This window comes from Acinetobacter sp. TW_SC_4 (assembly GCF_054861205.1).
In genome coordinates this window covers 2636534-2663148 of sequence record NZ_CM142174.1, presented here as the reverse complement: position 1 = coordinate 2663148, position 26615 = coordinate 2636534, and the positions used below count along the sequence as shown (strand labels likewise).

Annotated in this window: 25 protein-coding genes and 1 pseudogene; 24 read left to right on the top strand and 2 right to left on the bottom strand. The window is 43.6% G+C overall.

What is annotated here, in order from left to right:
- Positions 1-101: 101 nt before the first annotated feature.
- The 12 genes from ilvC (at position 102) to der (ending at position 12773) form a co-directional block, all read left to right on the top strand.
- Positions 102-1118: a ketol-acid reductoisomerase gene (ilvC, locus tag ACWM1W_RS13060; protein WP_005232140.1), complete on the top strand. Its 1017-nt coding sequence runs from the start codon at positions 102-104 to the stop codon at positions 1116-1118.
- 1418 nt (positions 1119-2536) lie between these two features.
- On the top strand, positions 2537-3088 hold the full coding sequence (locus ACWM1W_RS13055; RefSeq protein ID WP_312086602.1) for a phosphatase PAP2 family protein: 552 nt from the start codon (positions 2537-2539) through the stop codon (positions 3086-3088).
- An 88-nt stretch (positions 3089-3176) separates the two neighbouring features.
- Positions 3177-3377, top strand: coding sequence for a Fe-S cluster assembly protein IscX (gene iscX / locus ACWM1W_RS13050; protein WP_005232138.1), 201 nt, complete (start codon positions 3177-3179; stop codon positions 3375-3377).
- A 109-nt stretch (positions 3378-3486) separates the two neighbouring features.
- The gene (gene ndk / locus ACWM1W_RS13045) at positions 3487-3918 is read left to right on the top strand and encodes a nucleoside-diphosphate kinase (protein WP_004782097.1); all 432 of its coding nucleotides are present in this window, start codon (positions 3487-3489) and stop codon (positions 3916-3918) included.
- Positions 3919-4039: 121 nt separating this feature from the next.
- Positions 4040-5275: a dual-specificity RNA methyltransferase RlmN gene (gene rlmN, locus ACWM1W_RS13040; RefSeq protein WP_005232136.1), complete on the top strand. Its 1236-nt coding sequence runs from the start codon at positions 4040-4042 to the stop codon at positions 5273-5275.
- 14 nt (positions 5276-5289) lie between these two features.
- On the top strand, positions 5290-6090 hold the full coding sequence (gene pilW, locus ACWM1W_RS13035; protein WP_312308294.1) for a type IV pilus biogenesis/stability protein PilW: 801 nt from the start codon (positions 5290-5292) through the stop codon (positions 6088-6090).
- A complete protein-coding gene (locus ACWM1W_RS13030; RefSeq protein WP_291358622.1) occupies positions 6081-6866 on the top strand; it encodes a helix-turn-helix domain-containing protein in 786 nt (261 codons plus the stop codon). The genes pilW and ACWM1W_RS13030 overlap by 10 nt, the downstream gene beginning before the upstream one ends.
- Positions 6867-6889: 23 nt before the next feature.
- Positions 6890-8011, top strand: a complete 1122-nt coding sequence (gene ispG / locus ACWM1W_RS13025; protein WP_005232130.1) for a flavodoxin-dependent (E)-4-hydroxy-3-methylbut-2-enyl-diphosphate synthase — start codon at positions 6890-6892, stop codon at positions 8009-8011.
- A gap of 3 nt (positions 8012-8014) precedes the next feature.
- Positions 8015-9310 carry a histidine--tRNA ligase gene (hisS, locus tag ACWM1W_RS13020; RefSeq protein WP_312308296.1) on the top strand — a complete coding sequence of 432 codons (1296 nt, stop codon included), beginning with the start codon at positions 8015-8017 and terminating at the stop codon, positions 9308-9310.
- Between the two features lie 30 nt (positions 9311-9340).
- Positions 9341-10039, top strand: coding sequence for a YfgM family protein (locus tag ACWM1W_RS13015; RefSeq protein WP_005232125.1), 699 nt, complete (start codon positions 9341-9343; stop codon positions 10037-10039).
- Positions 10036-11184, top strand: coding sequence for an outer membrane protein assembly factor BamB (gene bamB / locus ACWM1W_RS13010; RefSeq protein WP_005232124.1), 1149 nt, complete (start codon positions 10036-10038; stop codon positions 11182-11184). Before ACWM1W_RS13015 ends, bamB begins: the two co-directional genes overlap by 4 nt.
- 176 nt (positions 11185-11360) lie before the next feature.
- On the top strand, positions 11361-12773 hold the full coding sequence (gene der, locus ACWM1W_RS13005; protein WP_005232122.1) for a ribosome biogenesis GTPase Der: 1413 nt from the start codon (positions 11361-11363) through the stop codon (positions 12771-12773).
- A gap of 56 nt (positions 12774-12829) precedes the next feature.
- On the opposite strand, the gene ACWM1W_RS13000 is transcribed toward der, so the two are convergent.
- Complete coding sequence (locus ACWM1W_RS13000) at positions 12830-13309, bottom strand: hypothetical protein (protein WP_286965682.1); 480 nt, start codon at positions 13307-13309, stop codon at positions 12830-12832.
- Positions 13310-13662: 353 nt separating this feature from the next.
- Here ACWM1W_RS13000 and ACWM1W_RS12995 point away from each other — a divergent pair, with 353 nt between their 5' ends.
- The gene (locus ACWM1W_RS12995; RefSeq protein WP_051069686.1) at positions 13663-14283 is read left to right on the top strand and encodes a 4'-phosphopantetheinyl transferase family protein; all 621 of its coding nucleotides are present in this window, start codon (positions 13663-13665) and stop codon (positions 14281-14283) included.
- Positions 14284-14308: 25 nt separating this feature from the next.
- Here ACWM1W_RS12995 and ACWM1W_RS12990 read toward each other — a convergent pair.
- A pseudogene (locus ACWM1W_RS12990) lies at positions 14309-15084 on the bottom strand (SDR family oxidoreductase).
- An 89-nt stretch (positions 15085-15173) separates the two neighbouring features.
- Here ACWM1W_RS12990 and mazG point away from each other — a divergent pair.
- From mazG to glnE, 11 genes are all read left to right on the top strand, one after another.
- Positions 15174-15986, top strand: a complete 813-nt coding sequence (gene mazG, locus ACWM1W_RS12985; protein WP_005232113.1) for a nucleoside triphosphate pyrophosphohydrolase — start codon at positions 15174-15176, stop codon at positions 15984-15986.
- Positions 15946-16374: a ComEA family DNA-binding protein gene (locus ACWM1W_RS12980; protein ID WP_005232111.1), complete on the top strand. Its 429-nt coding sequence runs from the start codon at positions 15946-15948 to the stop codon at positions 16372-16374. The genes mazG and ACWM1W_RS12980 overlap by 41 nt, the downstream gene beginning before the upstream one ends.
- A gap of 136 nt (positions 16375-16510) precedes the next feature.
- Positions 16511-17986 carry a polynucleotide adenylyltransferase PcnB gene (gene pcnB, locus ACWM1W_RS12975; protein ID WP_448765148.1) on the top strand — a complete coding sequence of 492 codons (1476 nt, stop codon included), beginning with the start codon at positions 16511-16513 and terminating at the stop codon, positions 17984-17986.
- Positions 17983-18468, top strand: coding sequence for a 2-amino-4-hydroxy-6-hydroxymethyldihydropteridine diphosphokinase (gene folK, locus ACWM1W_RS12970; RefSeq protein WP_005232107.1), 486 nt, complete (start codon positions 17983-17985; stop codon positions 18466-18468). The genes pcnB and folK overlap by 4 nt, the downstream gene beginning before the upstream one ends.
- 52 nt (positions 18469-18520) lie before the next feature.
- Positions 18521-19330 carry a 3-methyl-2-oxobutanoate hydroxymethyltransferase gene (panB, locus tag ACWM1W_RS12965; protein WP_005232106.1) on the top strand — a complete coding sequence of 270 codons (810 nt, stop codon included), beginning with the start codon at positions 18521-18523 and terminating at the stop codon, positions 19328-19330.
- A gap of 1 nt (position 19331) precedes the next feature.
- Positions 19332-20180, top strand: coding sequence for a pantoate--beta-alanine ligase (panC, locus tag ACWM1W_RS12960; RefSeq protein ID WP_005232104.1), 849 nt, complete (start codon positions 19332-19334; stop codon positions 20178-20180).
- An 18-nt stretch (positions 20181-20198) separates the two neighbouring features.
- A complete protein-coding gene (gene rapZ / locus ACWM1W_RS12955; protein WP_005232102.1) occupies positions 20199-21050 on the top strand; it encodes an RNase adapter RapZ in 852 nt (283 codons plus the stop codon).
- Positions 21047-21316 (top strand): HPr family phosphocarrier protein, encoded by a 270-nt coding sequence (locus tag ACWM1W_RS12950; protein ID WP_034169914.1) that lies wholly within the window; start codon positions 21047-21049, stop codon positions 21314-21316. Before rapZ ends, ACWM1W_RS12950 begins: the two co-directional genes overlap by 4 nt.
- Positions 21317-21318: 2 nt before the next feature.
- Positions 21319-21852 (top strand): ribosome biogenesis factor YjgA, encoded by a 534-nt coding sequence (gene yjgA / locus ACWM1W_RS12945; RefSeq protein WP_005232100.1) that lies wholly within the window; start codon positions 21319-21321, stop codon positions 21850-21852.
- A gap of 654 nt (positions 21853-22506) precedes the next feature.
- On the top strand, positions 22507-23775 hold the full coding sequence (locus ACWM1W_RS12940) for a sensor histidine kinase (RefSeq protein WP_005232098.1): 1269 nt from the start codon (positions 22507-22509) through the stop codon (positions 23773-23775).
- A gap of 86 nt (positions 23776-23861) precedes the next feature.
- The gene (glnE, locus tag ACWM1W_RS12935) at positions 23862-26612 is read left to right on the top strand and encodes a bifunctional [glutamate--ammonia ligase]-adenylyl-L-tyrosine phosphorylase/[glutamate--ammonia-ligase] adenylyltransferase (RefSeq protein WP_448765149.1); all 2751 of its coding nucleotides are present in this window, start codon (positions 23862-23864) and stop codon (positions 26610-26612) included.
- The last annotated feature ends 3 nt before the right edge of the window (positions 26613-26615 follow it).

Here is a 26615-nt window from a genome sequence, read left to right as displayed (position 1 = left end):
TAAATTATTTCCTCATTCTAATAAGAAGGGGGCTTCAGGCAATGTGATCAAGGATCATTGCCTGATGAAACGGACACACAAGCATTTAAGCGGAGACAGCAATGCAAATTTTTTACGATAAAGACTGCGACTTATCTATTATCCAATCTAAGAAAGTAGCAATCATTGGTTACGGTTCACAAGGTCACGCACACGCGCTTAACCTTAAAGATTCTGGCGTTGACGTAACTGTTGGTCTACGCGCGAATTCTACTTCTTGGAAAAAAGCTGAAAACGCTGGTCTTAAAGTTGCTGAAGTTCCTGCTGCTGTAGCTCAAGCTGACGTAGTAATGATCTTGACTCCAGATGAGTTCCAAGCTCAACTTTACCGCGACGTGATCGAGCCAAACATCAAAGAAGGCGCGACTCTTGCATTCGCTCACGGTTTCTCTGTTCTTTATAACCAAGTTGTTCCACGTAAAGACCTAGACGTAATCATGGTTGCGCCTAAAGCTCCTGGCCATACTGTACGTTCTGAATACCAACGTGGTTCAGGTGTTCCTGACTTAATCGCGATCCACCAAGATGCTTCTGGTAATGCTCGTAATGTTGCGCTTTCTTACGCTTCAGGTGTAGGTGGCGGCCGTACTGGTATCATCGAAACTTCTTTCCGTGAAGAAACTGAAACTGACCTGTTCGGTGAGCAAGCGGTTCTTTGTGGTGGTGCTGTTGAACTGGTTAAAATGGGCTTCGAAACTCTGGTTGAAGCTGGTTATGCGCCTGAAATGGCGTACTTCGAATGTCTACACGAACTTAAATTGATCGTTGACTTGATGTTCGAAGGCGGTATCGCGGACATGAACTACTCAGTATCTAACAATGCTGAATACGGCGAATACGTAACTGGCGTTGAAGTAATCAACGAACAGTCTCGTGAAGCAATGCGTAATGCGCTTAAACGTATTCAATCTGGTGAATATGCGAAGATGTTCATCCAAGAAGGTGCGTTGAACTACCCATCTATGACTGCTCGCCGTCGTCAAAACGCTGCTCACGGTATCGAACAAACTGGTGCTAAACTGCGTGCGATGATGCCTTGGATCCAAGCAAACAAAATTGTTGATAAAGAAAAGAACTAAGTTCTAATTTCTGAGTCACAAAGCCCTTGTTTTATAACAGGGGCTTTTTTATATCTTGTAAAAATGACTAACATCATTGGTTAAAATTGTGTGCCTCAAAGAAAGGAAAGCAGTGGTTTTCATTCCTTGCGCTTCATTCAAAGCAATGCTTTGCTTCCTTGCACTTCGTACAAAACAGTGTTTTGTACTCGTTCATACCTTGGATTCAAGCAAACAAAATCATAGATAAAGAGAAAAACTAATTTCTTGAATCATTTGATTTGAATGCGAAAACCCACTCACTAGAGTGGGTTTTTTATATAGTCAAATAATAATTTAAATAAATATAAAAAGATAAGATGAAAGATCGAACTGAATTTTTAATATGGAAAATCATATCTATGCTTGGACTGAAGTGGGAGTAGGTGATTAAGAGCTTGAGCAATGTGGAGTCGAATTTAAAAATACCGAAACTTTATGGCAACAAATCCAAACGATTATTTATCGTGATGTATTGGGGATTTAGCTGGTTTTCATTAAGTTTATTGTTAGCTGTCTTAATTCCAATTTTATGTTTATTGTTTGGAGTAGCTTTGTTGCCTGACTGGGAATTTGAGGATAAAAGGTGATCTCAAAAAATAAATCATATCCCAAAATGGCAATTATTTTATAAGTTGAATCCATCGGCATGAATCAGGTATTTAATCGGTTATTAGTTGAGCAGAAGTATAGTAAAGAAATTGAAAAGGCAGATAGAGCAGGCGTAAAGCATCAGCAAGTTTAATAATGTAAGAAATATTCAGCTCCCATAAATCAATTCATAAAACAGTCACACCTTAATTTCATACTTGATCAAAAGTATGGATAGTTATATCTCTTTAACTTTTAAATGCTTTGAAATAACCAAATTTTGAGTAAGAGCAAGGCAAGAAGCGGCTTCCAGATACATTTTCACCAAAGTCTTGGGCGCTATAACTGCACTATACTCGAAGCACATTCGATCCTTCTCAGGTTTTGTTAAAGGCTAGATAATTATTCTCAAAGAATGAATTGAATGTGGTAATTCAGACTTATTTCACTGAATACCAGTATAAATAAATTATCTATTAACAGTTCAGGGATAGGTCGGATTGAAAGCTTAGAAAATATAGTGCAGGAGGCGATGGCCAGCGGTGGAGCAATGATCGCTAATGATCATGGATGTACTTGTTTACAGCTGCAACATGATCGGAAAAGTTGGCTGAGTAGGTTGGGATAGTAGTAAGAATTCATCTGTTAGATGTTTGAATTAGGCGATTTATAACGATTACAGAAGGATGCAGGTATTAAGAAACTAAAAAAGGTGAATAGCGATTATCTCATGCGTCAATTTGAACAAGCTCTATTTTTCAGTCGTACAAAACCTGAAATGCAGGGCATAAAACAATAAGAGCTCTACAATGAAATTTCAGAATGCAAAATTAAAGTTTTTAGAAATTGATTTAAAAGGCTGTATTTATCTTAATCATTTTTCACATTCAGAACGCATTGCGGCTTTTTTTAAAATCATTAGCCGGTTGGGCAATGGCGTATTCTGGTATTTGATGCTCATTGCCGTCTGGCTGATTCAGGGTCTGATGTATACCTTACAGATTGTTTATCTGGTGTTTGGCAGTATGGTTGGGACCCTGATTTATAAACTATTAAAAACCAAGACCGTACGGCCACGTCCTTATCAGGTGCATCAGGTTGTTCGGCTCTGTGAGCATCCGCTGGATCATTTTAGTTTTCCTTCGGGACATACCTTGCATGCAGTGATGGTCACAATCGTACTGGGTTATATCGTGCCTTTTTTGCTGTTTTTAATGTTGCCATTTGCCATTCTGGTCGCAATCTCAAGAATGGTCTTGGGTCTGCATTATCCGAGTGATGTGGCGGTAGGAGCCATATTGGGCGCGCTGGTAGCCACCATGATTGTCTTTACGGCACCTTTTTTTAATATCATGTTGTAAAAAACTACGAGATGATCTAGCAAAAGCTCGCAGAAATTTGCAGATTTGCTAAAGTACTACATCACAGTAAATAGGCTTAGGAATAGACATGGGTTTACGTTGGACAGATACCCTCGATATCGCGATTGAATTGTATGAAGCGCATCCAGACGTGGATCCGCAATGGGTTCGCTTTACTGACCTGCATGCCTGGGTATGTGCACTTCCTGATTTTGAAGATGATCCAACCAAATCAACCGAAGGGCTTCTGGAAGCCATTCAAATGGCATGGATTGACGAAGCACGTTAATTGCCAATTGAAAAAAGCAATTTTTTTACAGTTTAAAGGCAGAAAAAAGTCCATTATTCGGTATAATGCGGCAAATTTTCATGTCAACAATTGACTTAAGGAGCCAATCATGGCTATTGAACGTACATTATCTATCGTAAAACCAGACGCAGTTGCTAAAAACCACATTGGTGACATCTTTGCTCGTTTCGAAAAAGCAGGTCTTAAAATCGTTGCGACTAAAATGAAACACCTGACTCAAGCTGAAGCTGAAGGCTTCTACGCTGAGCACAAAGAACGTGGTTTCTTCGGTGACCTAGTTGCATTCATGACTTCTGGTCCAGTTGTTGTTTCAGTTCTTGAAGGCGAAAACGCTGTTCTTGCTCACCGTGACATCCTTGGCGCGACTAACCCTAAAGAAGCTGCTCCTGGTACAATCCGTGCAGACTTCGCTGTAAGCATCGACGAAAACGCTGCTCACGGTTCTGACTCTGTAGCATCTGCTGACCGCGAAATTAACTACTTCTTCGCGCAAACTGAGATTGCTCCACGTACTCGTTAATACGCAGTATTCAAACCAGATAAGTGTTATTATACTTATCTGGTTTTTTTATTCTCTGAATAATTCTTTGCTCAGATATTGAGCTTCTCCTTTCATCTTTAGACATGGTTTAGGTATACACATGAGTACTGAAGTGGTCGCTACATCAGCAGTTTCTGATGCACAGCAACAATCTCCGTCCACTCCTGCACAGCAAAATTCTGTGGAAAAAGTGAACTTACTAGGCATGTCACGTCCGCAAATGGAAAAATTCTTCGAAGATATGGGCGAGAAGAAGTTCCGTGCCGGTCAGGTGATGAAATGGATTCATCAGTATTTCGTGACTGATTTTGCCGAGATGACCAATATCTCGGGCAAGCTGCGTGAAAAACTGGAAAAGATTTGTGAAATTAAAGCGCCAGAAGTGGTGCATAAAAACTATTCCAAAGACGGTACCCGTAAATGGGTGTTCCGTGTCGGTGATGGTGACGGCTCTCTGGTTGAAACTGTCCTCATTCCCGCAGAAGACAAAACTGGCTCACGTAAGACCCTGTGTATTTCTTCACAAGTGGGCTGTGCTCTGGACTGTTCATTCTGTTCAACCGGTAAGCAAGGTTTCCAGCGTGACCTGACTCAAGCTGAAATCATCGGTCAGTTGTGGATGGCAAACTACTCCTATATGGAAGAAGTGCCTGTGGCTGAGCGTGAGCGTTCAGTGACCAATGTGGTGATGATGGGCATGGGCGAGCCATTGCTGAACTATGACGCTGTATTAAATTCTATGCGCATTATGCTGGATGATTTTGCCTATGGTATGTCTAAACGCCGCGTAACGCTTTCAACGTCTGGTGTCGTGCCGAAAATTGACCAGTTGGCACAAGATATTGATGTGGCTTTGGCGATCTCATTACATGCAACCAATGATGAACTGCGTAATGAACTGGTGCCAATCAACAAAAAATATCCGCTAGAGCAGCTTATTGCCGCTTGTCAGCGTTATATCACTAAAGATGGTAATGAAAGTGCGCGTAAGCACGTAACCATCGAATACGTAATGCTGGATGGCGTAAATGACAAGCCTGAACATGCCCAGCAGATGATCAAGCTGCTCAAAGATCTGCCAAGCAAGATTAACCTGATTCCATTTAACCCGTTCCCGCATGCGCCATATGGCCGTTCAAGCCGTAACCGGATTATTTCTTTCCAAAAAACTTTGTCTGATGCCGGTTTTGTGTGTACGATTCGTCAGACACGTGGTGATGATATCGACGCTGCGTGTGGACAACTGGTAGGACAAGTCGCTGACCGTACCCGTCGTGCGGAACAGTGGAAAAAGAAAATTGCACAGTCCAACGAGATTATGCGCTCACAAGGATAACAAGAGGTCGCCAATTGAGTAATCTGACATCTAAACTTGCTTTGGTTTCAGTAGTATGTGGGTCTTTGGTTTTAACTGCGTGTCAAACGCCAGATCTGGGTCAGAAGGACCCGGAAAAAGCCACCAAGGTTCGTACTCAGTTGGCGGTTGAATATCTTAAAAACGGTGATCTGGATTCAGCTAAACGTGCGCTGGATCAGGCACTGGAAACTAATCCGCGTGATTCGCAAGCCAATATGATGATGGGCGTGCTGCTTCAGCAGGAAGGCAGCAAACCTAATCTTGAAAAGGCCGAAGGTTATTTCAAGCGTGCAATTTCGGCAGATCCAAAAAATGCCCAGGCACGAAATAACTACGGCACCTATTTATATCAGCTTGAGCGCTATAAAGATGCGATCGAGCAGTTCGAAATTGCCGGCGCAACTTTAGGTTATGACCAGCGATTTCGTGCCCTTGAAAATATGGGACGGATTTACCTGAAACAGGGTGATTTGGTGAATGCTGAAAAATCATTCAAACAGGCACTACAGGCTAATCGCGCTTCGTATATATCAATGTTAGAGTTGGCAGAAATTTTTTATCTGAACCAGCAGTTCCCGGCCGCGACTCAAATGTATGAACAGTTTGTACGTGGCGTGGGGCAGAAAAACCAGAGTGCCCGTGCGCTCTGGATTGGCATTCGCACTGCGCGTGCCAGTGGCGATCAGTTAGGCATGCAGGTATTGGTAAATCAATTACGTGCATTGTTCCCTGAAAGCCTGGAATACCAACGTTATTTGCAATTACAGTACAGTACTGAGGCCGTATGGAAGTAAATCCTAATTCAGATTCGAATAATTCGAGCGTAGCTCCAAACGCGTTAGGAAATGTTCAGCGTCCAGGTGAGTACTTACGCAAGATTCGTATTAATCAGCAACGTGAGCTTGAAGACGTTGCCAAAGAACTCAATATTCCGGTAAAGACCCTGAGTGCCTTGGAAAAGGATGATTATAAATCTTTGCCTGAAGCGACCTTTATCAAGGGCTATTACCGCACCTATGCCAAATATCTCGGTGTCGATGCTTCTAGCCTGATTCAGCGTTTTGATGAAATTTATGCCAATGATACCGGTATGGTTGCAACGCACGCCCTGAAAGATTCTCCAATCAAGATCATGGGTAAATTGCCAGGTTCAAAGCGTGATCGTAACCGTAAATGGTTAAAGCGTGGCCTGATTGCACTGGTTGTGGTACTGATCTTGGGTGCACTGGTCGCCATGATCCAGAACTGGTCAGAGAGCAGCGAGAATAGTGCCGAAGTTGCGGACACCTCTTCTGATGTTGAGATTTTAAATCTGGATGCCGGTGCTGCCATGTCCGGTGATCAGCTTAAGCTTGATTTTAGCCGTCCGACTTCTGTGCATATTGTAGATGCAGGCGGTAACGTGCTGGCTACTGGCCGTCAGGCATCTACTTTAGAGCTGAACGGTGAAGCGCCATTCCAGATCCGACTGGATGATGCGACAGCAGTATCACTCAGTTTAAATAATGAAAGTATTTCATTGTCACCTTATACGGTTAACGGAAAAGCAGATTTCCGTTTATCACGTTAATGGTGAGCAGATAGGGCGAAATCATGATCGTAAATCCAATTCAGCGCCGTCCAACACGTAAAATCCGTGTCGGTTCTGTCTATGTCGGTGGTGATGCACCGATCACTGTTCAGTCGATGACCAATACTGAAACTTGCAATGTCGCAGCAACTGTTGCTCAAATTCAGCGTTGTGTGGATGCAGGCGCAGACATCATGCGTGTCTCTGTTCCAAGTATGGAAGCAGCGGCCGCATTTGGTGAAATTCGTAAGCAAGTTGACGTACCACTGGTCGCAGATATTCACTTCGACTATAAAATTGCGCTGGCTGTTGCTGATCTGGGTGCAGACTGTCTGCGTATTAACCCGGGGAATATCGGTTCGGAAGCCAAGATTCGTGAAGTCGTGGCAGCAGCACGTCATAATGACATTTCTATGCGGATTGGCGTGAATGCCGGTTCACTGGAAAAAGATATCCAGAAAAAATATGGCGAGCCAACAGGTGAAGCACTGCTGGAATCTGCGATGCGTCATATCGACATTCTGGATCGTCTGAATTTCCATGAATTCAAAGTATCGGTCAAAGCATCAAACGTGTTTTTGACCATGGATGCCTATCGTCTGCTGTCTAAACAGATTGATAATCCACTGCACTTGGGTGTGACTGAAGCGGGTGTGTATCGTACCGGTTCAGTAAAATCAGCGATTGCTCTTGGCGGTCTACTGATGGAAGGCATTGGCGATACCATGCGTATTTCTCTGGCAGCTGAGCCTGAAGAAGAAATCAAGATCGGTTTTGATATCCTGAAATCGCTGGGTCTTCGTTCTAACGGAATTAATTTCATTGCCTGCCCAAGCTGTTCACGTCAGGAATTTAACGTGATTAAAGTGATGCAGACTCTGGAAGAGCGTCTGGAAGATGTTCGCGTGCCGATGGATGTGTCTGTGATTGGCTGTAAAGTGAATGGTCCGGGTGAAGCCAAAGAAGCCGATATTGGTGTAGTAGGTGCAAGTCCGCGCTCACTGGTGTATCGTAATGGTGAAAAGAGTCATTTAATCGATACCAATCAACTGGTTGATGAAATCGAATCAATGGTTCGTCAACGTGTTTCCGAGCTTGAAGAAGCCAAATCAAAAGAAATTATTCGCACAAGTTTTTCTGAGTAGATCATGAGTTCAATCGTCGCAATCAAAGGTTTTAATGACATTCTCCCAACGCAAACCCCAGCTTGGAGACGTCTTGAACAGCATCTGTCAGGTCTGATGGATGCCTATGGCTATCAACAGATCCGTTTGCCGATGGTTGAACAGACCAATCTGTTTAAACGTTCGATCGGTGATGCCACAGATATCGTTGAAAAAGAAATGTACACCTTCCTGGACAAAGGTAATCCGCCTGAGTCTCTGACTTTACGTCCTGAAGGAACAGCGGGCTGTGTACGTGCGATGCTGGAACATAACCTGCTTCGTGGTGCAACACCGAAAGTGTGGTATATCGGACCGATGTTCCGTTATGAAAAACCGCAAAAAGGCCGTTATCGTCAGTTCCACCAGTTTGGTGTGGAAACCTTTGGTGTGGCAACACCTGATCAAGATGCAGAGCTGATTCTGATGACTGCGCGCCTTTGGAAACGTATGAGCGTTGCTGACAAAGTTCAACTTGAACTGAATACACTGGGCGAGTCTGATGAACGTGCAGCGTATCGTGCGGCACTGGTAGAGTTCCTGCAAGCGCATAAAGCGGATCTGGATGAAGATTCTCAACGTCGTCTGACGACTAATCCGCTGCGTATTCTGGATTCCAAAGATGCCAAAACTCAAAGCATCCTAGAAAATGCGCCAAAACTTCACGACTTTATGGGTGAAGAAACACTGGCACACTTTAACCAGTTACAACAGTATTTGTCAGATGCCGGTATTAGCTTCGTCATCAATCAGAAACTGGTACGTGGTCTGGACTACTATAACAAAACCGTATTTGAATGGACCACTACTCACTTAGGTTCGCAAGGTACTGTGTGTGCTGGTGGTCGTTATGATGGCTTGGTCGGTCAATTGAAAGGCAAAGCGGATCAATCTGTGCCTGCAGTTGGTTTCGCGATGGGGATGGAGCGATTATTGCTTCTCCTGGAACAGGTGGAAGACAATACGCCAGTACGTGATTGCGAAGTATTCCTGGTTGCCGATCCTGCTTATCAAGGTAAAGCACTGGTATTGGCTGAACAGATTCGTGATCAATTGGAAGCTGCAGGCAGTAATATTCGTCTGAAAGTCGGCTCTCAGGGTTCAATGAAATCGCAAATGAAAAAAGCCGATCAGGCCGGTGCTTTATATGCAGCCATTATCGGTGAGCGTGAACTTGAAACACAAAGCTTTACGGTGAAAGAGCTGGCGACTGCAGAGCAATCTACTGTGCCATTTGCTGACTTTGTCGCATTTTTCAGTACTAAAATTTCTTCAAAATAATCGATAAAACATTAGGAAAAAGGTAATCGCATGAGCGCAATGACTGATGATGAACAACTTGAAAGTTTGAAATCCTTCACGAAGAAGTATGGTTCTTCGATCATTATCGGGATTCTGGTTGCGCTGATTGCCTTTTTCGGATGGGAATATTGGCAGAAGAAAAACTTGGCAGAATCGCAAATGCAGACTGCCAAGGTTCAGCAATTGATGGATGAAGCACAGGCTGCAGATGGTGATGCTTTTGCCAAGCTGTCTGAAACTGCAGACAAGATTGTTAAAGAAGCACCGGATTCGGCCCAAGCGATTCAAACCCAGCTGGTCATGGCGAAACTGGCTTATGACAAGCAAGATTATGCTGCCGCTGAGAAAGCATTGCAAAAAGTTGAAAACTCTAAAGTTGACGATAAAGGCCTAGTTCAGGTTGTTAAATTGCGTCTGGCTTATGCACAATTAGCACAGAAAAAATATGATGCAGCCCTGAAAACTTTAGATGCAGTCACTGAACCTGCATTTAAAGCAACCGCTGATGAAGCTCGTGGCGATATCTATGTTGCCAAAAATGATATTGAAAATGCCAAAAAAGTATATCAAAGTGCATGGGATGCTTTGATTGAACGTAAAGAAGAACGTCAAATTTTACAAATTAAGCTCGAAAGCGTAGGCGTGTTGGTCGATGACCCGGAAATCGAACGCCCAATTATAGAAACACAAGTGGAAGAAGCTGAATGAACAGAACATATAAAATCACCTGTGCTTTAACTGTTTTAACTCTTGCACTCGCTGGCTGTGCGGGTAAGACCAATAAAGTACCAGAAGTAAAACCGAATCCACTTCCAAAAATCAGTCAGACTAAAACACTTGTTCCTGTATTTTCGACCAGTGTTTCTTCAACAGAGAAGGCTGATCCGCTACGTTTACGTCTGGATGCGGATAACGGAGTCGTATTTGCGATCGACCCTAAGGGTGAAGTCACTGCTTTTAATGGCAAGCAGCGCCTGTGGCAGAAAAAAGTCAGCAAAGATACTTTAAGCTCTGGCGTTGAAGCCGCTGATGGGATCGTGGTGGTTGGCAGTAATAAAGGCCAACTGATCGCACTAGATCAGCAGACTGGTGAACAACGCTGGACTGCACAATTGACTGGTGCCATTTTGGCGCCTTCACTGGTTCATGCAGGTCGCGTAATTACTGTTACTAATGATGGTACTGTATATGCCCACGAAGTGGCTTCAGGCGCTCAGGTATGGACCTACGATTTACCGAATGTCCAGTTTAGCCTGCGTGGCATGGCGGCTCCAGTGCCTTTAGATGCACGTAATGTATTGATTGCGACTTCAAATGCTTATATTTATGCAATCGATGCCCTAAGTGGTGTGCCTAAATTGCAGCGCCGTGTTGCGATTTCTGATGGTCGTTCGGACATTCAGCGTTTGATCGATATTGACGGTGATCCTGTCGTAGCAGGTCAGTTTATTGTGACCACTAGCTATCAAGGTCAGGTGACTGTATTTGATCTGGCTTCACAACAGGTAATCTGGAGTGAAGATGCTAGCAGTATCCAGCGACCGGAAGTGGTTGGTAATGGCGTGTTTGTTGCCCAAACCGATGGTAAAATCAGCGCTTATGAAATTACCACTGGCCAGCCTTTATGGGAAAATGACCAGTTGTTGAATCGTCAGCTGAGCAATCCGGTAATGCTTGGAACTGAACTTGTCGTAGGTGATCTGGACGGAGTACTGCACCTGTTAGATCCATCAACAGGACAGATTATTGGCCGTGCTAAAACTTCTGGTGAAGTGCGTCATTTACGCGTAATTGACAACCAGCTCTATGTTTCGACTCGCAAGGGTGCATTAAGCATCTGGCAGAATCGTTAATTTTTGTTTGGCTTATGCTAAAATAAGCCAACCGTATTTTTTACGCGGGGTGATTGAATATTCAATGCCCCGTGTTTTTATTTATTTTAGGCTTTAATCCTATTCCCTTTTTCTTCCAAAACTTTCTGATGTTCAGGCCATTTTTAGACAGCCTGATATTGAATAAAGGTTAATCTATGAAACCCGTAATTGCGCTCATTGGTCGTCCGAACGTCGGAAAATCAACTCTGTTTAACCAGATAACCAAGAGCCGTGACGCATTGGTGGCAGACTTTGCAGGTCTGACACGCGACCGTAAATATGGTGATGCGATCTATCAAAACAAATCTTTCATTGTCGTAGATACCGGTGGTATCGGTGAAAATGAAGGTGGTATTGACTCCTACATGGCTGAGCAGTCTAAAACCGCGATCCATGAAGCTGACATGATCATTTTTGTGGTCGATGCACGTGCCGGATTACTGGCATCTGATGAACAGATCGCTCGTGAACTGCGTACTTTGGGCAAGAAAGTTTTCCTTGTAGCTAACAAAGTTGATGGTGTACATGCTGAAGCTGCTCTGGTTGAGTTTTATAAACTCGGTATGGGTGAGCCTATGCAGGTTGCTGCCAGCCACGGCCGTGGCGTACAGCAAATGCTGGAAGAAGTACTTGAAGGTGTGCCTGAAGATGAAAGTCCGGAAGAACATGACAAGAATACTGGTCTACGTCTTGCAATTATTGGTCGTCCAAACGTAGGTAAATCGACACTGGTAAACCGTCTATTGGGTGAAGAGCGTGTTGTAGCGTTTGACCAGCCAGGAACGACGCGTGACTCGATCTATATTCCTTTTGAGCGTGATGGTCGTCAATACACCCTGATTGATACCGCTGGGGTACGCCGTAAAGGTAAGGTTGATGAAATGATTGAGAAATTCTCAATTGTGAAAACCTTACAGGCGATGAAAGACGCGCACGTAGTGGTGATCGTGGTGGATGCTCGTGAAGGCATTGTAGAGCAGGACTTGCACCTGATCGGTTATGCGCTGGAAGCTGGCCGTGCCATGGTGATTGCGATCAATAAATGGGACAACATGTCTGAATATGATCGTAAACAATGTAAGCTCGATGTAGAGCGTCGTTTTGACTTTATTCCTTGGGCTAAAATCCACCTGATTTCTGCGTTACATGGTACAGGGGTCGGGGAGATGTATCCATCGATTCACCGTGCTTATGATTCTTCACATCTGAAAGTATCACCAGCGAAGTTGACCCAGATCCTGAATGATGCCACTGAAGCGCACCAACCACCTACTGTACAAGGTCGTCGTATCAAGATGCGTTATGCGCATATGGGCGGACAGAATCCACCGACCATCGTGGTTCACGGTAATAAGGTAGATAAGACACCTGCGGACTATCGCCGCTACCTAGAAAACGTATTCCGTAAAGTGTACAAACTTGAAGGTACACCGGTAAAAATTGAATTTAAAACCTCAGAGAACCCGTTTGAAGGCCGTAAGTCACAATTGGATGAACGTACTGCTGCGCGTCGCCGTCGTTATGTACAAAAATTCAAGAAAGCCGAGAAAAAATTTAAACGTGGTTAATTGCCATATTTAAATAAAAAAGCCTGCAAAAGCAGGCTTTTTTATTTATTCATATTTTAGATTGAGCATTTTTTTGCTTTTTGATAAATACGGATATTTTCAAGATTAGCTAAAGCTACGTCAGCATCGGCTTGAGAAGCAGCAATATTATTTTGATTGTTATTGCCAGTAAAAGCATTGGTAATTTCAGTTGCGCGCGCAACTGTTTGTGATTGACCTGCAAAAGCAGATAATGCACCACTTGCAATACCTGCCAATTTAGAAACAGGATTATTGGCTTGAGCATTCGCCTGGTTGAGTGCATTTTGACTTGCTTCTAAGGTGCGTTCAAAGCTGCGCGCTTCTACTGCCAAATCTGTACAATCTAATCCTTTTAAGTATGTTGTTGAGTAGACACCGTTATTTTGATTTGAAGCATTATTATAATTGGAAGCATAAGCACGGTCTGCACGTGCAACAGCAGCATTCGCCTGTGCGCGGCTACGCTCCATATTTGCTTCAGCCTGATCCATGATTGCGCCGTTTCTAGCTCCCATAACTGCAGTAGCAGCTTCTAGCCAAGAGCCAGCTTGTGTTGAAAATGATAGTGCAGCAATTGCAGTACTGAGTATGATTTGCTTAAAGATATGACCCTCTGTTTTTTCTATGTATAAAATTGTAGTTGGATTGTAACTATTTTTTATTCAATTAAAAATAGCTTGAAAGCTCAATTATTTATTTTGATTTACAGTATATTTTATTGTTTTATTTAAGTTTTATTAAAATATATTTTAAGATATTAGCTATAGTTTGTCAGAGAGGCAATCAGGTTGATTTATACTGAAAGCCCTAAAAGTAACATTTTTTATAAGGGCGACTATTTTTGAAGTTTATTATTCATATTGATTGGATTGCGCTGGCACCACGATTTAGACATTTACAAGACTTAGATCGGAAAACCTATATTCAGCAGCGTAAACAATTAATTTATAACTATCGTAATCAGTTACTTTCAAAACAACTCAATCGACCGGTCCAGTCTTCAGATTTTGCTGCCACCGAATACGGCAAACCCTATCTTCCGGCCTATCCAGACTTTGGCTTTAATCATACTCATAGCCAAAACTTCTATGCATTAGCAACAAGCAAAAGTATTCAGAATTTGGGGATCGATATCGAAGAACTTAATCGAAATGTACGTTTTGAAGCCTTAGCCCAACATGCTTTTCATCCTGAAGAGCTGAAACAGTGGCAAGCATTACATTATGATCCTGAATACTGGTTTAAAGTCTGGACCACCAAGGAGGCAGTCCTAAAAGCGTCAGGACTTGGAATCCGGATAAACCTGAATGAGCTGAATACCCAGATTCATCCACATCAGGATGGAGGACGTTGTGAACATCCAGAAATTGGAATTTATGCCTATCAAAACTATATCTTAGCGGGTTGCATGCTCACTGTGGCCTGGCAAAGCGAGCATTCCTGTAAAGGCCTAAGATTTCCAGCGATTCAGATTCATCAAGCTGTTTAAAAGTAGAGTAAGCCCAAAATATTTCTTATTGTTTGGCAATCATTAAATTACTCAGCCGGTTAACGAACTGTGGACTTATTCGAGATAAGTGAAATAAAAACTTACTCTTGAATCCGACCGGATGATGCGTCACTTGCCAAATTGAATCTTTTAGCTGTGCCAGTTTGAAAATATCCTGCACTACATCCTCAGCTTTTAGATGCACGCCCATTTTTTTGATACTTTCAGCCTGCATATCTTTCACCATTGCAGTGCTAACAAAAAGCGGCATCACATCGAATACCCGAATGCTATATTTTTGCCATTCAATATCCAAGCCTTCAGTCAAACCACGAACCGCAAATTTGCTGGTTGCATAGGAAGCCAGATCCGCTTGGCCATAAATCGCTGATGCTGAAGATAGGTTAATGACCCGAGCAAAGGAAGCCTGCTTTAAATAGGGCAAAGCAGCATAGCATGACAGCTATTCAGGACGCCTTTGATATTCACGTCAAGGGTACGATGGTGATCTGTAATATTGGTTTCTTCAAAAGGACCGGAATATAAAATTCCGGCGTTATTTACCAGAATATTGATTTCACCGGCCCAGGATGCGAATTCAGATAAGGCTCTTTCCCATGAAGTATAATCGGTTACATCCAGAAAGCCGGCTTTGGCATGTTCACCGAGTTGCTGGGCCAATTGTTCTGCCTGTTCATGATTAATATCATAAATTCCGACTTTATAACCTTGCTGGTAAAATAGCTTAGCTGTCGCGGCACCAATTCCTTGTGCTGCACCACTAATCAATATACTGTGCATGTGCTTGATCTCCTTATTGTCTTTTTTTCTTGAGCATAGGAAGAAACAGGCAAAATAATGCGGCTATTTGGTAAAGAAGAGGTTTTACAGTGGAACAATTACTCCAAGTCATGCGTGAGTTACGTGAAAAATGTCCATGGGATCGGCAGCAAACTCCCGAATCTCTGACCAAATATGCGATTGAGGAAGCCTATGAAGTTGAAGCAGCGGTGCGTTCTGGCCAAGCTGATGAGGTGCGGGATGAACTGGGTGATTTGCTCTTACAGGTCGTATTTCAGTCACAAATGTATAGCGAGCAGGGCGCTTTTGATTTTCAGGATGTGGTGCAGGCGATTACCGATAAACTGATCCGTCGTCATCCGCATGTGTTTCAGGCGGAACAGTTTGCACAGCTGAGCCCTGAAGATGTCTCGGTGCTCTGGAAAGAAATCAAGCAGAAAGAAAAACAGGGTAAGCCACGTTCACGTTTGGATGAGGTTAAGCATGCACCCGCACTGCAACAGGCGGATGAGATCCAGAAAAATGTCGCCAAAATCGGCTTTGATTTTCCAGATGTCGCGGGTGCCTATGGCAAGCTGGAAGAAGAACTGGATGAGCTAAAAGAAGCCGTTGCTGGACAAAATTCCGATGAAATACTCGAAGAATTTGGCGACTGCTTATTTTCACTGGTGAATGTTGGTCGTAAACTTGGTGTCTCAAGCGAGATGGCATTATTGGGCACAATCCATAAATTCCGGACCCGCTTTGCCCTGATGGAAGATCAGGCAGAACAACAGCAACTCAACCTGGAAAGCCTGTCATTGGCTGAATTGGATCAGCTCTGGGAACAGGCCAAATTAGAATTAAAACAAAGAGCCGCTCATGAACAAAGTACAACATCGCATAGGTCCGGCATGGATTAATACTGTCCTGCTAGGCATTTGGCTGGCCTATACTTCAATTGAAACAGTACATGCAACTGCAACCGATTATGCAGAATGGAAAGTACGTCAGCAGCAGCATGATGCACGCCTGAAGAAGAAAATTGCTGCTGCTACCCCCGTTTCTGAAAACAATCATTATCTGGCTAAACCTGCATTATCCGCCTCTTCAGCTACTGATAAAATTAGCTTGAATCAGGCCAGTATCGAGCAGTTACAGCAGTTAAATGGCATCGGGCAGAAGAAAGCGGAAGCGATCATTGAATACCGGCAGAAAAACGGTAAATTTAAAACAATTGAAGATATTCAACAGGTCAAAGGAATCGGGCCGGCCTTATTTGCCAAAAACAAGGATAGACTGGCTTTGTAACCCTGCTGAATTTAGCGTAAATAAGCCATCCATCTGAACCATGAGAATGACATAATCAAATTGCCCTTTAGCGGTGTAAGCGATATGATTAGCGTCATCTTAGAATTTTACGTTCAGACGTAGGAGACAGCGTCTTTTGCAAACTTTGCGCGCGTCAAAATGTGGTTTATCAACCGCTCAATTACCTTCTTATATTCTCGATGTGATTGATGCCTTAACTAAGGCAGGCTATGAAGCTTATATCGTAGGTGGTGGTGTCCGGGATCTGATGCTGGGTTTAAATCCCAAAGATTTCGATGCAGTGACCAATGCTACACCAGCTCAGGTTAAAGAAGTGTTCGGACGGCGTTGTCGGATTATCGGACGACGTTTCGAGCTGGCGCATGTCTATTCGGGCCGTGAACTGGTTGAAGTGGCAACTTTCCGTGCGCCTCCTAAAAAAGCGGTGACCTCTGCAGCAGGGATGATCCTGCGCGATAATAACTGGGGCACCATTGAGCAGGATTTTGCTCGTCGAGATTTTTCAATCAATGCCATGTATTATCAGCCACGCAAAGGTATCGTGCTGGATTTTTGCAATGCAGTAGATGATATTAAACATAAAACACTGCGTTTACTGGGTGATCCGACTTTAAGATTTGAGGAAGATCCGGTTCGGATGCTGCGAACTTTACGTTTTGCAGCCAAACTCAATTTCAGTATTGATGAAGCCATTCTGGATATTTTCACTCCGGAAATGACCCAGCTTCTACGTGATGTGTCTCCACACCGTCTCTATGATGAATCGCAAAAGCTATTCACTATGGGACATCTGAATCGTGTGATGCCAATGCTGATCGATTTTGGCATCTGGCGTCAGCTGTTTGCGGATATCAAACCAAACATTACTGCATTTATTGAACTGGCAGCGAAAAATACCGATCAGCGTATTTCAATTGGCAAGACCATCAACCCGGCTTTCTTCTATGCGGTATTGTTGTGGCAACCGTTCCTGGAGCGCTGTGATTTCTATCTGTCCAAAGGTGTAGTGCCGGCGGAAGCACGTGCGCAGGCAGGACTGGATGTACTGAAACGTCAGGCCACTCGTACCGTGATTCCACGCTTTGCGGAAACTTTCATTCGTGAAGTCTGGGAAATGCAAACCCGCTTGCTCAATCCAAAACCACAGCAAATTGAAGCATTATCAGGTCATGCACGTTTCCGTGCCAGCTTTGACTTTTTGTTGCTGCGTGAAAAATCAGGCGATGAAACTGCACAGGGCATGGGAAGTTGGTGGGAAGCCTATCAGCAAATGAGCAGCGATGAAAAAGAGCGTGCCATTGCCCAATATAATCGTCAGCGTGCCAAGAGCCGTCGCAAGGCTTCTCAGGAAGAACATCTGGAACAGCGTCTGGCTGCACAAGATGTAGTAACCGAGATTGAACCTCTGGTGAATGAGCCGGAACCACGTAGCCGTCGTGCGCGTAAAGCCAAATTTGAGAATGAGCGTAGCAAACCGGTTTCTCATGTGGCGGCCGGTGCCAGCGGTGACATTGGTGCAGACCATCCAATTACCAAGCGTAAACGGGTGCAGCGTGATTTAAGCCAGGTTATTTTTGGGCCTACACAATGACAGTGACCTATATCGGTTTAGGAAGTAACCTGGGCGATTCACGCCAGATTCTGGCTGAAGCCGTGCAAAAGCTGGCAAGTCTGGGACAGGTCAAAACCTCGCATCTATATCAAAGCCCACCTATGGGGCCACAAGATCAGCCCAATTATTTTAATGCTGTCGTACAGTTAATTACGGATCTAGCACCGCTGGATCTGCTGGATCGTTTGCAAACCTTCGAACAGGAGGCTGGGCGTGTACGTCTACGCCATTGGGGTGAGCGTACCTTGGATCTGGATCTGCTCATTTACGGTGATGAGCAGATTCAAAATGAACGGTTAACCGTACCGCATGTGGGCGTGCTGGAACGTGATTTTGTATTGGTGCCATTACTGGATATTGATGCCAACTTGCAGCTCAATGGAAATACATTAAAAGACCTGGACATCGTCAAGCAATCAACCTTAAGGGTTTTTGATCGCACGAATTGGGCAAATATTTAATTTTTAATTATTGGCATGTTCGAGAGAACTTCAATAATAGAGGAACATCTTCATGATCAGTCTCAGTGATTTAAGACGATATAAAGCGGAAGGACGCAAATTTTCTTGCCTGACTTGCTATGATGCCAGTATGGCCAAAGCCATGGAAATTGCTGAAGTTGACAGTATTCTGATTGGCGACTCTTTGGGTATGTCGATTCAGGGTCGTGATTCAACCTTGCCTGTGACTGTAGAAGATATGGCTTACCATACCGCAGCGGTTCGCCGTGGCAATAAGCATGCACTGATTATGACTGATCTGCCATTTATGAGTTATGCCACTCTGAATGATGCGTTACAAAGCTCAAAAACGGTGATGCAAGCCGGTGCACAAATGGTCAAGATGGAAGGTGGTACCTGGTTGGCGGAAACCGTTCAGATTCTAACCCGTAACGGGATTCCAGTCTGTGTTCACTTGGGTCTCACTCCACAGTCGGTGCATGTCTTTGGTGGCTATAAGCTACAGGCTCGTACCCGTGAAGCGGCCGATCAACTGATTGCTGACTGTAAGGCGGTGGTTGAAGCCGGTGCAGCAGTGTTGTTACTGGAATGTGTGCCTGCACAATTGGGTCAGGAAATTACTGAACTATTCCCGCATATTCCGGTGATTGGCATTGGAGCAGGGGCAGCCACTGATGGTCAGGTACTGGTCGTTCAGGACATGCTCGGTCTGACCTTTGGCCACACCGCAAAATTTGTACGTAACTTTATGAAAGAACAGTCTGGTGCGACTGCAATTCTGGATGCATTTAAGGCCTATCATGCGGCTGTGTTAGATGGTTCATTCCCAGCACCTGAACAAACATTCCAAGTCGAGTTGTAACATGAAAACAGAAACAACCATCCAAGGATTATCTGCTTCGCTCAATCCTGCACGTTCTGCGCGTAAAATTATTGGTTTTGTCCCGACCATGGGTAACCTGCATCAGGGGCATCTGAATCTGGTGCGTGAGGCGCGTAAACTGTGTGATGTCGTTGTTGTGAGTATTTTCGTTAATCCGATCCAGTTTGGACCAAATGAAGATTTTGATAATTATCCACGTACTTTAGAACAGGATCAGCAGTTACTGGCAGATGTAGGTTGTGACATTGTCTTTGCCCCAACGGTAGAGCAGATGTATGGTAACAAGCCACGTCTAACCAATATCAGTGTGTCTGGTATCACCAATGACCTGTGCGGCTTACAGCGTCCAGGTCATTTTGATGGTGTAGCGGTCGTGGTGACTAAATTATTTAATATTGTTCAGCCCAACTATGCCTTCTTTGGTCAGAAAGACTATCAGCAACTGGCTGTGATTCGTCAGTTTGTTCAAGACCTCAATATTCCGCTGGAAGTGATTGGTGTACCAATTGCCCGTGCTGAAGATGGTCTGGCACTCAGTTCACGCAATGGCTATCTAAGCGAGCAGGAACGTGCGACAGCACCGGTTATTTTTCAAAGTCTGAAAACTGCTGAGCAGCAGTTACATGCAGGTAAAACTTTGGAGGAAGCACTGGCAGGTATCCGCCAAACTTTGACAGATGCAGGTCTGGTAGTGGACTATGTAGAAGCCCGTACACCGGAATTACAGAAAATTGATGAGTTTAATCAGGATGTCGTGATTCTGATCGCGGCAAAATTAGGAAAAACTCGTCTGATTGATAATCTGCAGATCAAATACGCAGCTGGATAAGTAAAAGGATCGTAAGGCATGAAGCGCATTTTAATTATGACAGGACAATCTGGCTCAGGTAAATCTTCTGCATTGCAGGTACTTGAAGACTTGGGTTATTACTGTATTGATAATCTGCCTTTGGCCTTACTTCCTGAAATTGTGGCGAAGCTGGATTGTGAAAATAATCTGGAACAGTTAGCGCTTGGGGTGGATGTACGTAGTACCCGTGCAGATTTGCAGGAATTCGACCATGTATTTGAACAGTTGCAACAGCATGGTACGGTAGATGTCATCTATCTGACCACGCAGGATCAGGAGCTGATTGCCCGTTTCAGTGCATCACGCCGTCCGCATCCTTTGGCTGCTCGTTTTAAGAGCCTGCATCAGTGTATTCAGGAAGAAAAAGTCCTGCTAATGCCGATCCAACTCCGTTCCACAGTGCATATCGATACCACCGATAAAAGCGTGCATGATCTGAAACATACCTTGCTGTACAAGCTGGGGCAGACCGATAACCTGATTGTGATTCTGCAATCTTTTGGCTATAAGCATGGAATTCCTTTGGATGCTGATTATGTTTTTGATGTCCGTCATTTGCCGAATCCGCATTGGGAACTCGAACTGCGCAAATACTCAGGCCTCGATCAATCAGTACAGGAATTCCTGGAGAAAAGTGATCAGGTCGAAGACATGTTTCAGGATATTTATCACTTTTTAGACAAATGGCTGCCGACCTTTGCTGAGGGTCATCGTCATTATATGACCATCTCAATTGGTTGTACTGGCGGCCAACATCGTTCTGTTTATATTGTGGATAGACTAAAAAAAGCGCTTGAGGCAAAATGGTCTATTCAAGTCCTCCACCGAGAAATGAAGCACTGGTCATGATTGATACGACTGTTGACGTAATTAATAAACTAGGTTTACATGCGCGTGCGTCAGGTAAACTCATTGAAGTTACCACCAAATTTCGTTCCAGTATCCAGATTGGCAAGTCGGACAAATTGGTTGATGCCAAAAATATTATGTCCTTGCTGATGCTTGGTGCGGGCAAAGGAACAACTTTACGCTTAGTGATTGAAGGTGCAGATGAGGAAAAGGCTTTATCTGAAATTCAGGCACTGTTTGCGGCAAAATTTTATGAGGCAGATTAATCGTGGCACGTCGACCGAGCAGTTTAACTGAAGAAGACTTTGAATCTTTAGAGGGACGCGCAAGTAAAACCGAACAGAAAAAAGCAGTTCAGCGTATGGCTGCTTTAGGCGCACAGTTGGCAGAACTGAGTGCGAAACAAATTAAAAATTTACCCGTTGAAGAGCGTCTGATTGAAGCTTTGCTGGATGTCCAGCAAATCAGTTCACATGAAGCACGCCGTCGTCAATTTTCACGTATTGGTAAATTACTCCGTAATGAAAATGAAACCGTGATTCTGTCTTATCTGACTCCGAAACAGGGTTTGAAAAAGACAGCACAATTGCAGCGTTGGGTTGACCGTATCGTGAAAGATGGTGATCCTGCGATTAACGAATTTACCAAAACCTATAATGCGACAGAGCGTCATACCTTACGTCAGCATTATTTACGTGTGCATCGTGATCTAAAAAATCAGGCACCGGAAGAAGAAGTGGCAGCCTCAAAGCAAAAGCTGTTTAACTATGTGCAGCAAGTTGCCCTGATTTCAGATAACTGATTGTAATCTGAATTAAAGAAAAGCGACATTTTGTCGCTTTTTTATTCACTCTAATTAATTTTAATTTTTTATAAGAATTCAAGAATGTTCCTATAAGTCATTGTTAACTGTAAAAAAATGTAAACTTTTAATATTTTTGATTACTTAAGAAATAGGTTTTAGTGCATAAATAAACTATTTAAATTTCTCAATATTTTATGATTGTTAAGAATATTTAAAAGGTAGAAATAGATTTAGGTCAAAGTTAATATTATCAGCGCTCTACTTTTCTAGAAAGTGACAATAGGTAGTATCTATATATTTGAAAATTCAAAGGCTTTTATTTACCTGAAGATCAGAAGAAAAGTGAGCTGTTTTTATCTTCGTATAATTTGGATATTAAGGTGATATCGAAACAATTTGAAATGAATTCAGGAATTTCAAATAATTATATGTAATTTTTTATAAGGAGAATATTTTCTCAAGTAATTCTTAATATTTAAATATCAATGCATTGAAACAATGAATGTATCTTTAGAGAAATAAGTTAACAAATCCTTTGGTCCATAAATGAGATTTTAACGTTGAGTAAATATAGAATCTTTGTTATTGATTGTATCAATTTAGTCGGTTGTAATTTTTATTCTCTATTCCATAACATCCAGAGAGGCAGACATGGAACTAAAACTGCTAGAGATCGGTCAGAATACGGAGCAGTTAAGCTCGTGCCGTATATCTCTCATTTTAGGTGTCTATACCTCTGACAATTTATTAGACACCTTCTGTAAAGTCGCGCGTAAAGTACTCGGCGCCAAGACCTGTATCATCGGATTCCATACGGAACCCTATATCTGGCACAGCTGTCCGCTCGGTTTTCGCGGTTTACACGTACCACAGAATGTGGACATCCCTAAATATTTACAAGAAATGGATGTGATCGATCAAAATCATCCTGCATATGCAGAATTATCAGATTACGTAAAAAGCCTTGGTGTCGCCCATCAGCGGCTGGTGGCATTTAATTTAAAATCAGCTCAAGGGCAGTCTTTAGGGCAGGTGGTTTTCTTTGATGATCAGACTGAAGGGTTTGATCAGGAAGATATTATTATTGTTCAGCAATTTGCTGAAACTTTAGTCAAGCGAGTCAAACTGAATGAAGAGCATACTGAACTAAAAGAGTTATACGAACAACAATGTGCACAAAACTTTAGTAAAACCAAATTCTTCCAGATTATTGCTCATGACCTGCGTGCACCTTTCCATGGCCTGTTAGGCTTCTCGGAAGTATTGGCGCAGGAACGTGACACTCTGGATGAATCCAGTATCCAGAGTATTTCTGATTATTTATATGATACGGCTCAATCGACGTATAACTTGTTAGAAAGTCTGTTGACCTGGGCGATGGCAGAGGGTGGACGTTTTGTTTATCATCCGATTAATTATGAATTAAAACAGTCTACTAAAATTGTCTGTGATGTACTGAAAAGTCTGGCGCTGAAAAAGAATATTGAGCTGATTGACCAGGTTCCTGAAGATATCAAGGTACATGCTGATATCAACATGATTACTTCGGTCTTGCAGAACCTGGTATCGAATGCTCTGAAATTTACTCCAGTGGATCAGGGTGGACAGGTGATTCTGGCTGCTGAAATGGAAGGTGAGCAAGTCAAGATCACTGTTCAGGATGCTGGTCTCGGTATGACTGAAGAACAGATGGAAAATCTGTTTAGACCAAATCTCACGGTGAGCTTAAAAGGCACAGACAATGAGAAAGGCGCAGGTCTAGGTCTGGTACTATGTAAGCGTTTTGTAGATCTGAACCATGGACAGATTGCCGTAGATTCTAAAGAAGGCGCTGGAACCACCTTTATTGTGTATTTACCTAAAGTGACCAATGATCATCAGGCATTGGTACTTGAAGATCTGCATACTGAAAAGTCCTGAAAATCATAAATTTCTTTTAAAACCGTTCCCACTCGGCCTGAACTCCTGCTATAACTAAATAAAAGTTTTGAGGGAATCACCGAGTGATGGACGCGGTACAATTGCAGAAAACCTTAAGAGCCAGTCAGTATGCAGAACAGGTATTGGCCAATCATCAAGATCTATTGAATCAGGATTATGCAATTGATCAGTTTCAGGGATCACTCGGCACTGAACAGATTCAAAACTTAATTCAGGCCAATTTATTAAATATCAGTGATGAAACCATGTGGATGCGTAGTTTACGTATTCTACGTGCTCGTCTGATGTTTCGCTGGATCTGGCAGGATGCCAATCAACTTACCAATGTCATCACGCTGACTCGCGAGCTGTCTGATTTCGCCGATGCCTGCATTTGCGCTGCCAAAGAGTTTGCCCGTATTCCTCTAGTCGCCAAATATGGTCAGCCAGTTGGTTATAACGGTAAAGTTCAAGATCTTATTATTATTGCGATGGGCAAACTGGGCGCTCAGGAACTCAACCTTTCCAGTGATATCGACCTGATTTTTGCCTTTGATGAACAGGGTGAAACGGATGGGCGTAAATGCATTGACGTTCAGCAGTTCTGTATCCTATGGGGACAAAAGTTAATCTATCTGCTGGATCATATCACTGCTGAAGGTTTTGTATTTCGTGTCGATATGCGCTTGCGCCCTTGGGGTGATGGTTCTGCTTTAGCCATCAGTCATGCCGCACTAGAAAAATATCTCAGCCAGCATGGCCGCGAATGGGAACGTTATGCCTGGATCAAAGCCCGCATCGTCAATCCGAGTCCAGAAGGTGATGAACTGCTGGATATGACCCGTCCTTTCGTCTTCCGTAAATATGTCGATTACAGTGCTTTCGAAGCGATGCGTGAAATGAAAGCAATGATTGAGCGTGAAGTACAGCGCCGCAATATTGAAGACGATATCAAGCTTGGGGCAGGCGGGATCCGTGAGGTTGAATTTATCGTGCAGGTTTTTCAGCTGATTTATGGCGGAGCCAAGTTAGAGCTGCAAGATCGGCAATGTCTGGTCAGCTTGAATCATCTGGATGAGGCTGAACTTCTGGATGAACAGGCGGTGACTGATCTCGAAGATGCCTATTTATTCCTTCGTCGGGTAGAGCATGCTATTCAGGCGCTGCATGATCAACAAACCCAATGTTTGCCGACTGAGCCAGATTTACGTCAACGTATTGTGGATACTTTAGGCTTTGCAGACTGGTCCGCCTTTATGGAAGTGCTGGATCAAAAACGCGCTAAAGTGATTTACCAGTTTGAGCACTTGATCAAGGAAAATGGACCAGAGCCTCAAGGCAAAAGTTTTTCTCAGTTGGAACAACAGCTGAATGAAGTCTTGGATGATCATGCAAAAAATCTGGTGCATGAATTCTGGCATGGTCATGCCTTAAAAAAATTGCCAGCTAAAGCCATTCAACGTTTAAAAACGTTTTGGCCTTATCTGATAGAGGCGATTCTAGAATCAGATAAACCGCAAGTTGCACTGGTTCGCCTGATGCCATTGGTTGAATCAGTCATGCGTCGTACGGTGTATCTGGTGATGCTGATTGAAAGTAAAGGTGCTTTACAGCGTTTGGTCAAGATGGCGACTGTCAGCCCCTGGATCTGTGAGGAACTTACCCATTATCCGGTATTGCTGGATGAGTTCCTGTCGATGGATTTCGAATTGCCTAAACGTCAGGATCTGGAAGACAGCCTGCGTCAGCAATTGCTCAGAATTGAAATTGACCAAGTCGAAGACCAGATGCGAGTGCTGCGCCTGTTTAAAAAATCCAATGTCCTTGCGGTAGCTGCCAGTGATGTACTGGCAGAAAGTCCTTTAATGAAAGTCTCGGATGCCTTAACAGATATTGCAGAAGTCTCGGTGAATGCTGCGCTGCATCTGGCCTATCAGATTGTGGCCAAACGACATGGTTTTCCGCTGGATGCAGAAGGGCAGCGCTGCTCAATAGAACATACGGCTTTTGCCGTCATTGGCTATGGCAAAGTCGGTGGCATTGAGTTGGGTTATGGTTCGGATCTGGATCTAGTCTTCATTCATTATATGGGTGAGCAGGCAGATACGGACGGTCTCAAGCCGATTAGCGGTTTTGAGTTTGCCATGCGTGTGGCACAGAAGTTTATGTCGCTCATGACCACACAAACACTGGATGGGCGTGTCTATGAAGTCGATACTCGTCTACGTCCTTCTGGAGAAGCAGGGCTGCTGGTCACTAGCCTGAAAGCATTTGAGCAATATCAGTTGAAAAATGCATGGCTGTGGGAACATCAGGCCTTGGTACGCGCACGTTCCATTGCCGGGGAAGATAGCCTGAGAGAGACATTTGAAGCACTACGCTGTAAGATTCTTACCCAGAAACGGGATATCTGTCATGTACGTAGTGAAGTTCTGAAAATGCGTCAGAAAATGAAAGATCATCTGGGTTCTTCCAAAGAGCAAAAAAAAGATGGGATTTTTCATTTAAAACAAGATGCAGGTGGTATCGTTGATATCGAATTTATGGCACAGTATGCGGTGTTAGCTTGGAGTGGGACGAATAAAGATCTCGCCCATTACTCCGACAATGTAAGAATCCTTGAGGATGCCGCAAAATCAGGTTGCTTATCCAGCGACGATGCGACTGCTCTGATTCAAGCTTATCTCCGTGAACGCGCCGAGAGCCACCGCTTAGCCCTTGCAAATCAATCCATGCAAGTGTCTGCAAGCGACTGGCACGATACCCGAAAGACCGTTTGCAAGTTATGGCAAAGACTGATTGATCCAAGTGCATTATTTGCACTGGATAGTGAATAATTG

What these genes read in the sequence shown, in the direction of transcription:
- ilvC (WP_005232140.1), top strand. Translation starts at nt 102, where the DNA reads ATGCAAATTTTTTACGATAAAGACTGCGACTTATCTATTATCCAATCT.
- ACWM1W_RS13055 (WP_312086602.1), top strand. Translation starts at nt 2,537, where the DNA reads ATGAAATTTCAGAATGCAAAATTAAAGTTTTTAGAAATTGATTTAAAA.
- iscX (WP_005232138.1), top strand. Translation starts at nt 3,177, where the DNA reads ATGGGTTTACGTTGGACAGATACCCTCGATATCGCGATTGAATTGTAT.
- ndk (WP_004782097.1), top strand. Translation starts at nt 3,487, where the DNA reads ATGGCTATTGAACGTACATTATCTATCGTAAAACCAGACGCAGTTGCT.
- rlmN (WP_005232136.1), top strand. Translation starts at nt 4,040, where the DNA reads ATGAGTACTGAAGTGGTCGCTACATCAGCAGTTTCTGATGCACAGCAA.
- ACWM1W_RS13030 (WP_291358622.1), top strand. Translation starts at nt 6,081, where the DNA reads ATGGAAGTAAATCCTAATTCAGATTCGAATAATTCGAGCGTAGCTCCA.
- ispG (WP_005232130.1), top strand. Translation starts at nt 6,890, where the DNA reads ATGATCGTAAATCCAATTCAGCGCCGTCCAACACGTAAAATCCGTGTC.
- hisS (WP_312308296.1), top strand. Translation starts at nt 8,015, where the DNA reads ATGAGTTCAATCGTCGCAATCAAAGGTTTTAATGACATTCTCCCAACG.
- ACWM1W_RS13015 (WP_005232125.1), top strand. Translation starts at nt 9,341, where the DNA reads ATGAGCGCAATGACTGATGATGAACAACTTGAAAGTTTGAAATCCTTC.
- bamB (WP_005232124.1), top strand. Translation starts at nt 10,036, where the DNA reads ATGAACAGAACATATAAAATCACCTGTGCTTTAACTGTTTTAACTCTT.
- der (WP_005232122.1), top strand. Translation starts at nt 11,361, where the DNA reads ATGAAACCCGTAATTGCGCTCATTGGTCGTCCGAACGTCGGAAAATCA.
- ACWM1W_RS13000 (WP_286965682.1), bottom strand. Translation starts at nt 13,309, where the DNA reads ATGGGAGCTAGAAACGGCGCAATCATGGATCAGGCTGAAGCAAATATG.
- ACWM1W_RS12980 (WP_005232111.1), top strand. Translation starts at nt 15,946, where the DNA reads ATGAACAAAGTACAACATCGCATAGGTCCGGCATGGATTAATACTGTC.
- folK (WP_005232107.1), top strand. Translation starts at nt 17,983, where the DNA reads ATGACAGTGACCTATATCGGTTTAGGAAGTAACCTGGGCGATTCACGC.
- panB (WP_005232106.1), top strand. Translation starts at nt 18,521, where the DNA reads ATGATCAGTCTCAGTGATTTAAGACGATATAAAGCGGAAGGACGCAAA.
- panC (WP_005232104.1), top strand. Translation starts at nt 19,332, where the DNA reads ATGAAAACAGAAACAACCATCCAAGGATTATCTGCTTCGCTCAATCCT.
- rapZ (WP_005232102.1), top strand. Translation starts at nt 20,199, where the DNA reads ATGAAGCGCATTTTAATTATGACAGGACAATCTGGCTCAGGTAAATCT.
- ACWM1W_RS12950 (WP_034169914.1), top strand. Translation starts at nt 21,047, where the DNA reads ATGATTGATACGACTGTTGACGTAATTAATAAACTAGGTTTACATGCG.
- ACWM1W_RS12940 (WP_005232098.1), top strand. Translation starts at nt 22,507, where the DNA reads ATGGAACTAAAACTGCTAGAGATCGGTCAGAATACGGAGCAGTTAAGC.
- glnE (WP_448765149.1), top strand. Translation starts at nt 23,862, where the DNA reads ATGGACGCGGTACAATTGCAGAAAACCTTAAGAGCCAGTCAGTATGCA.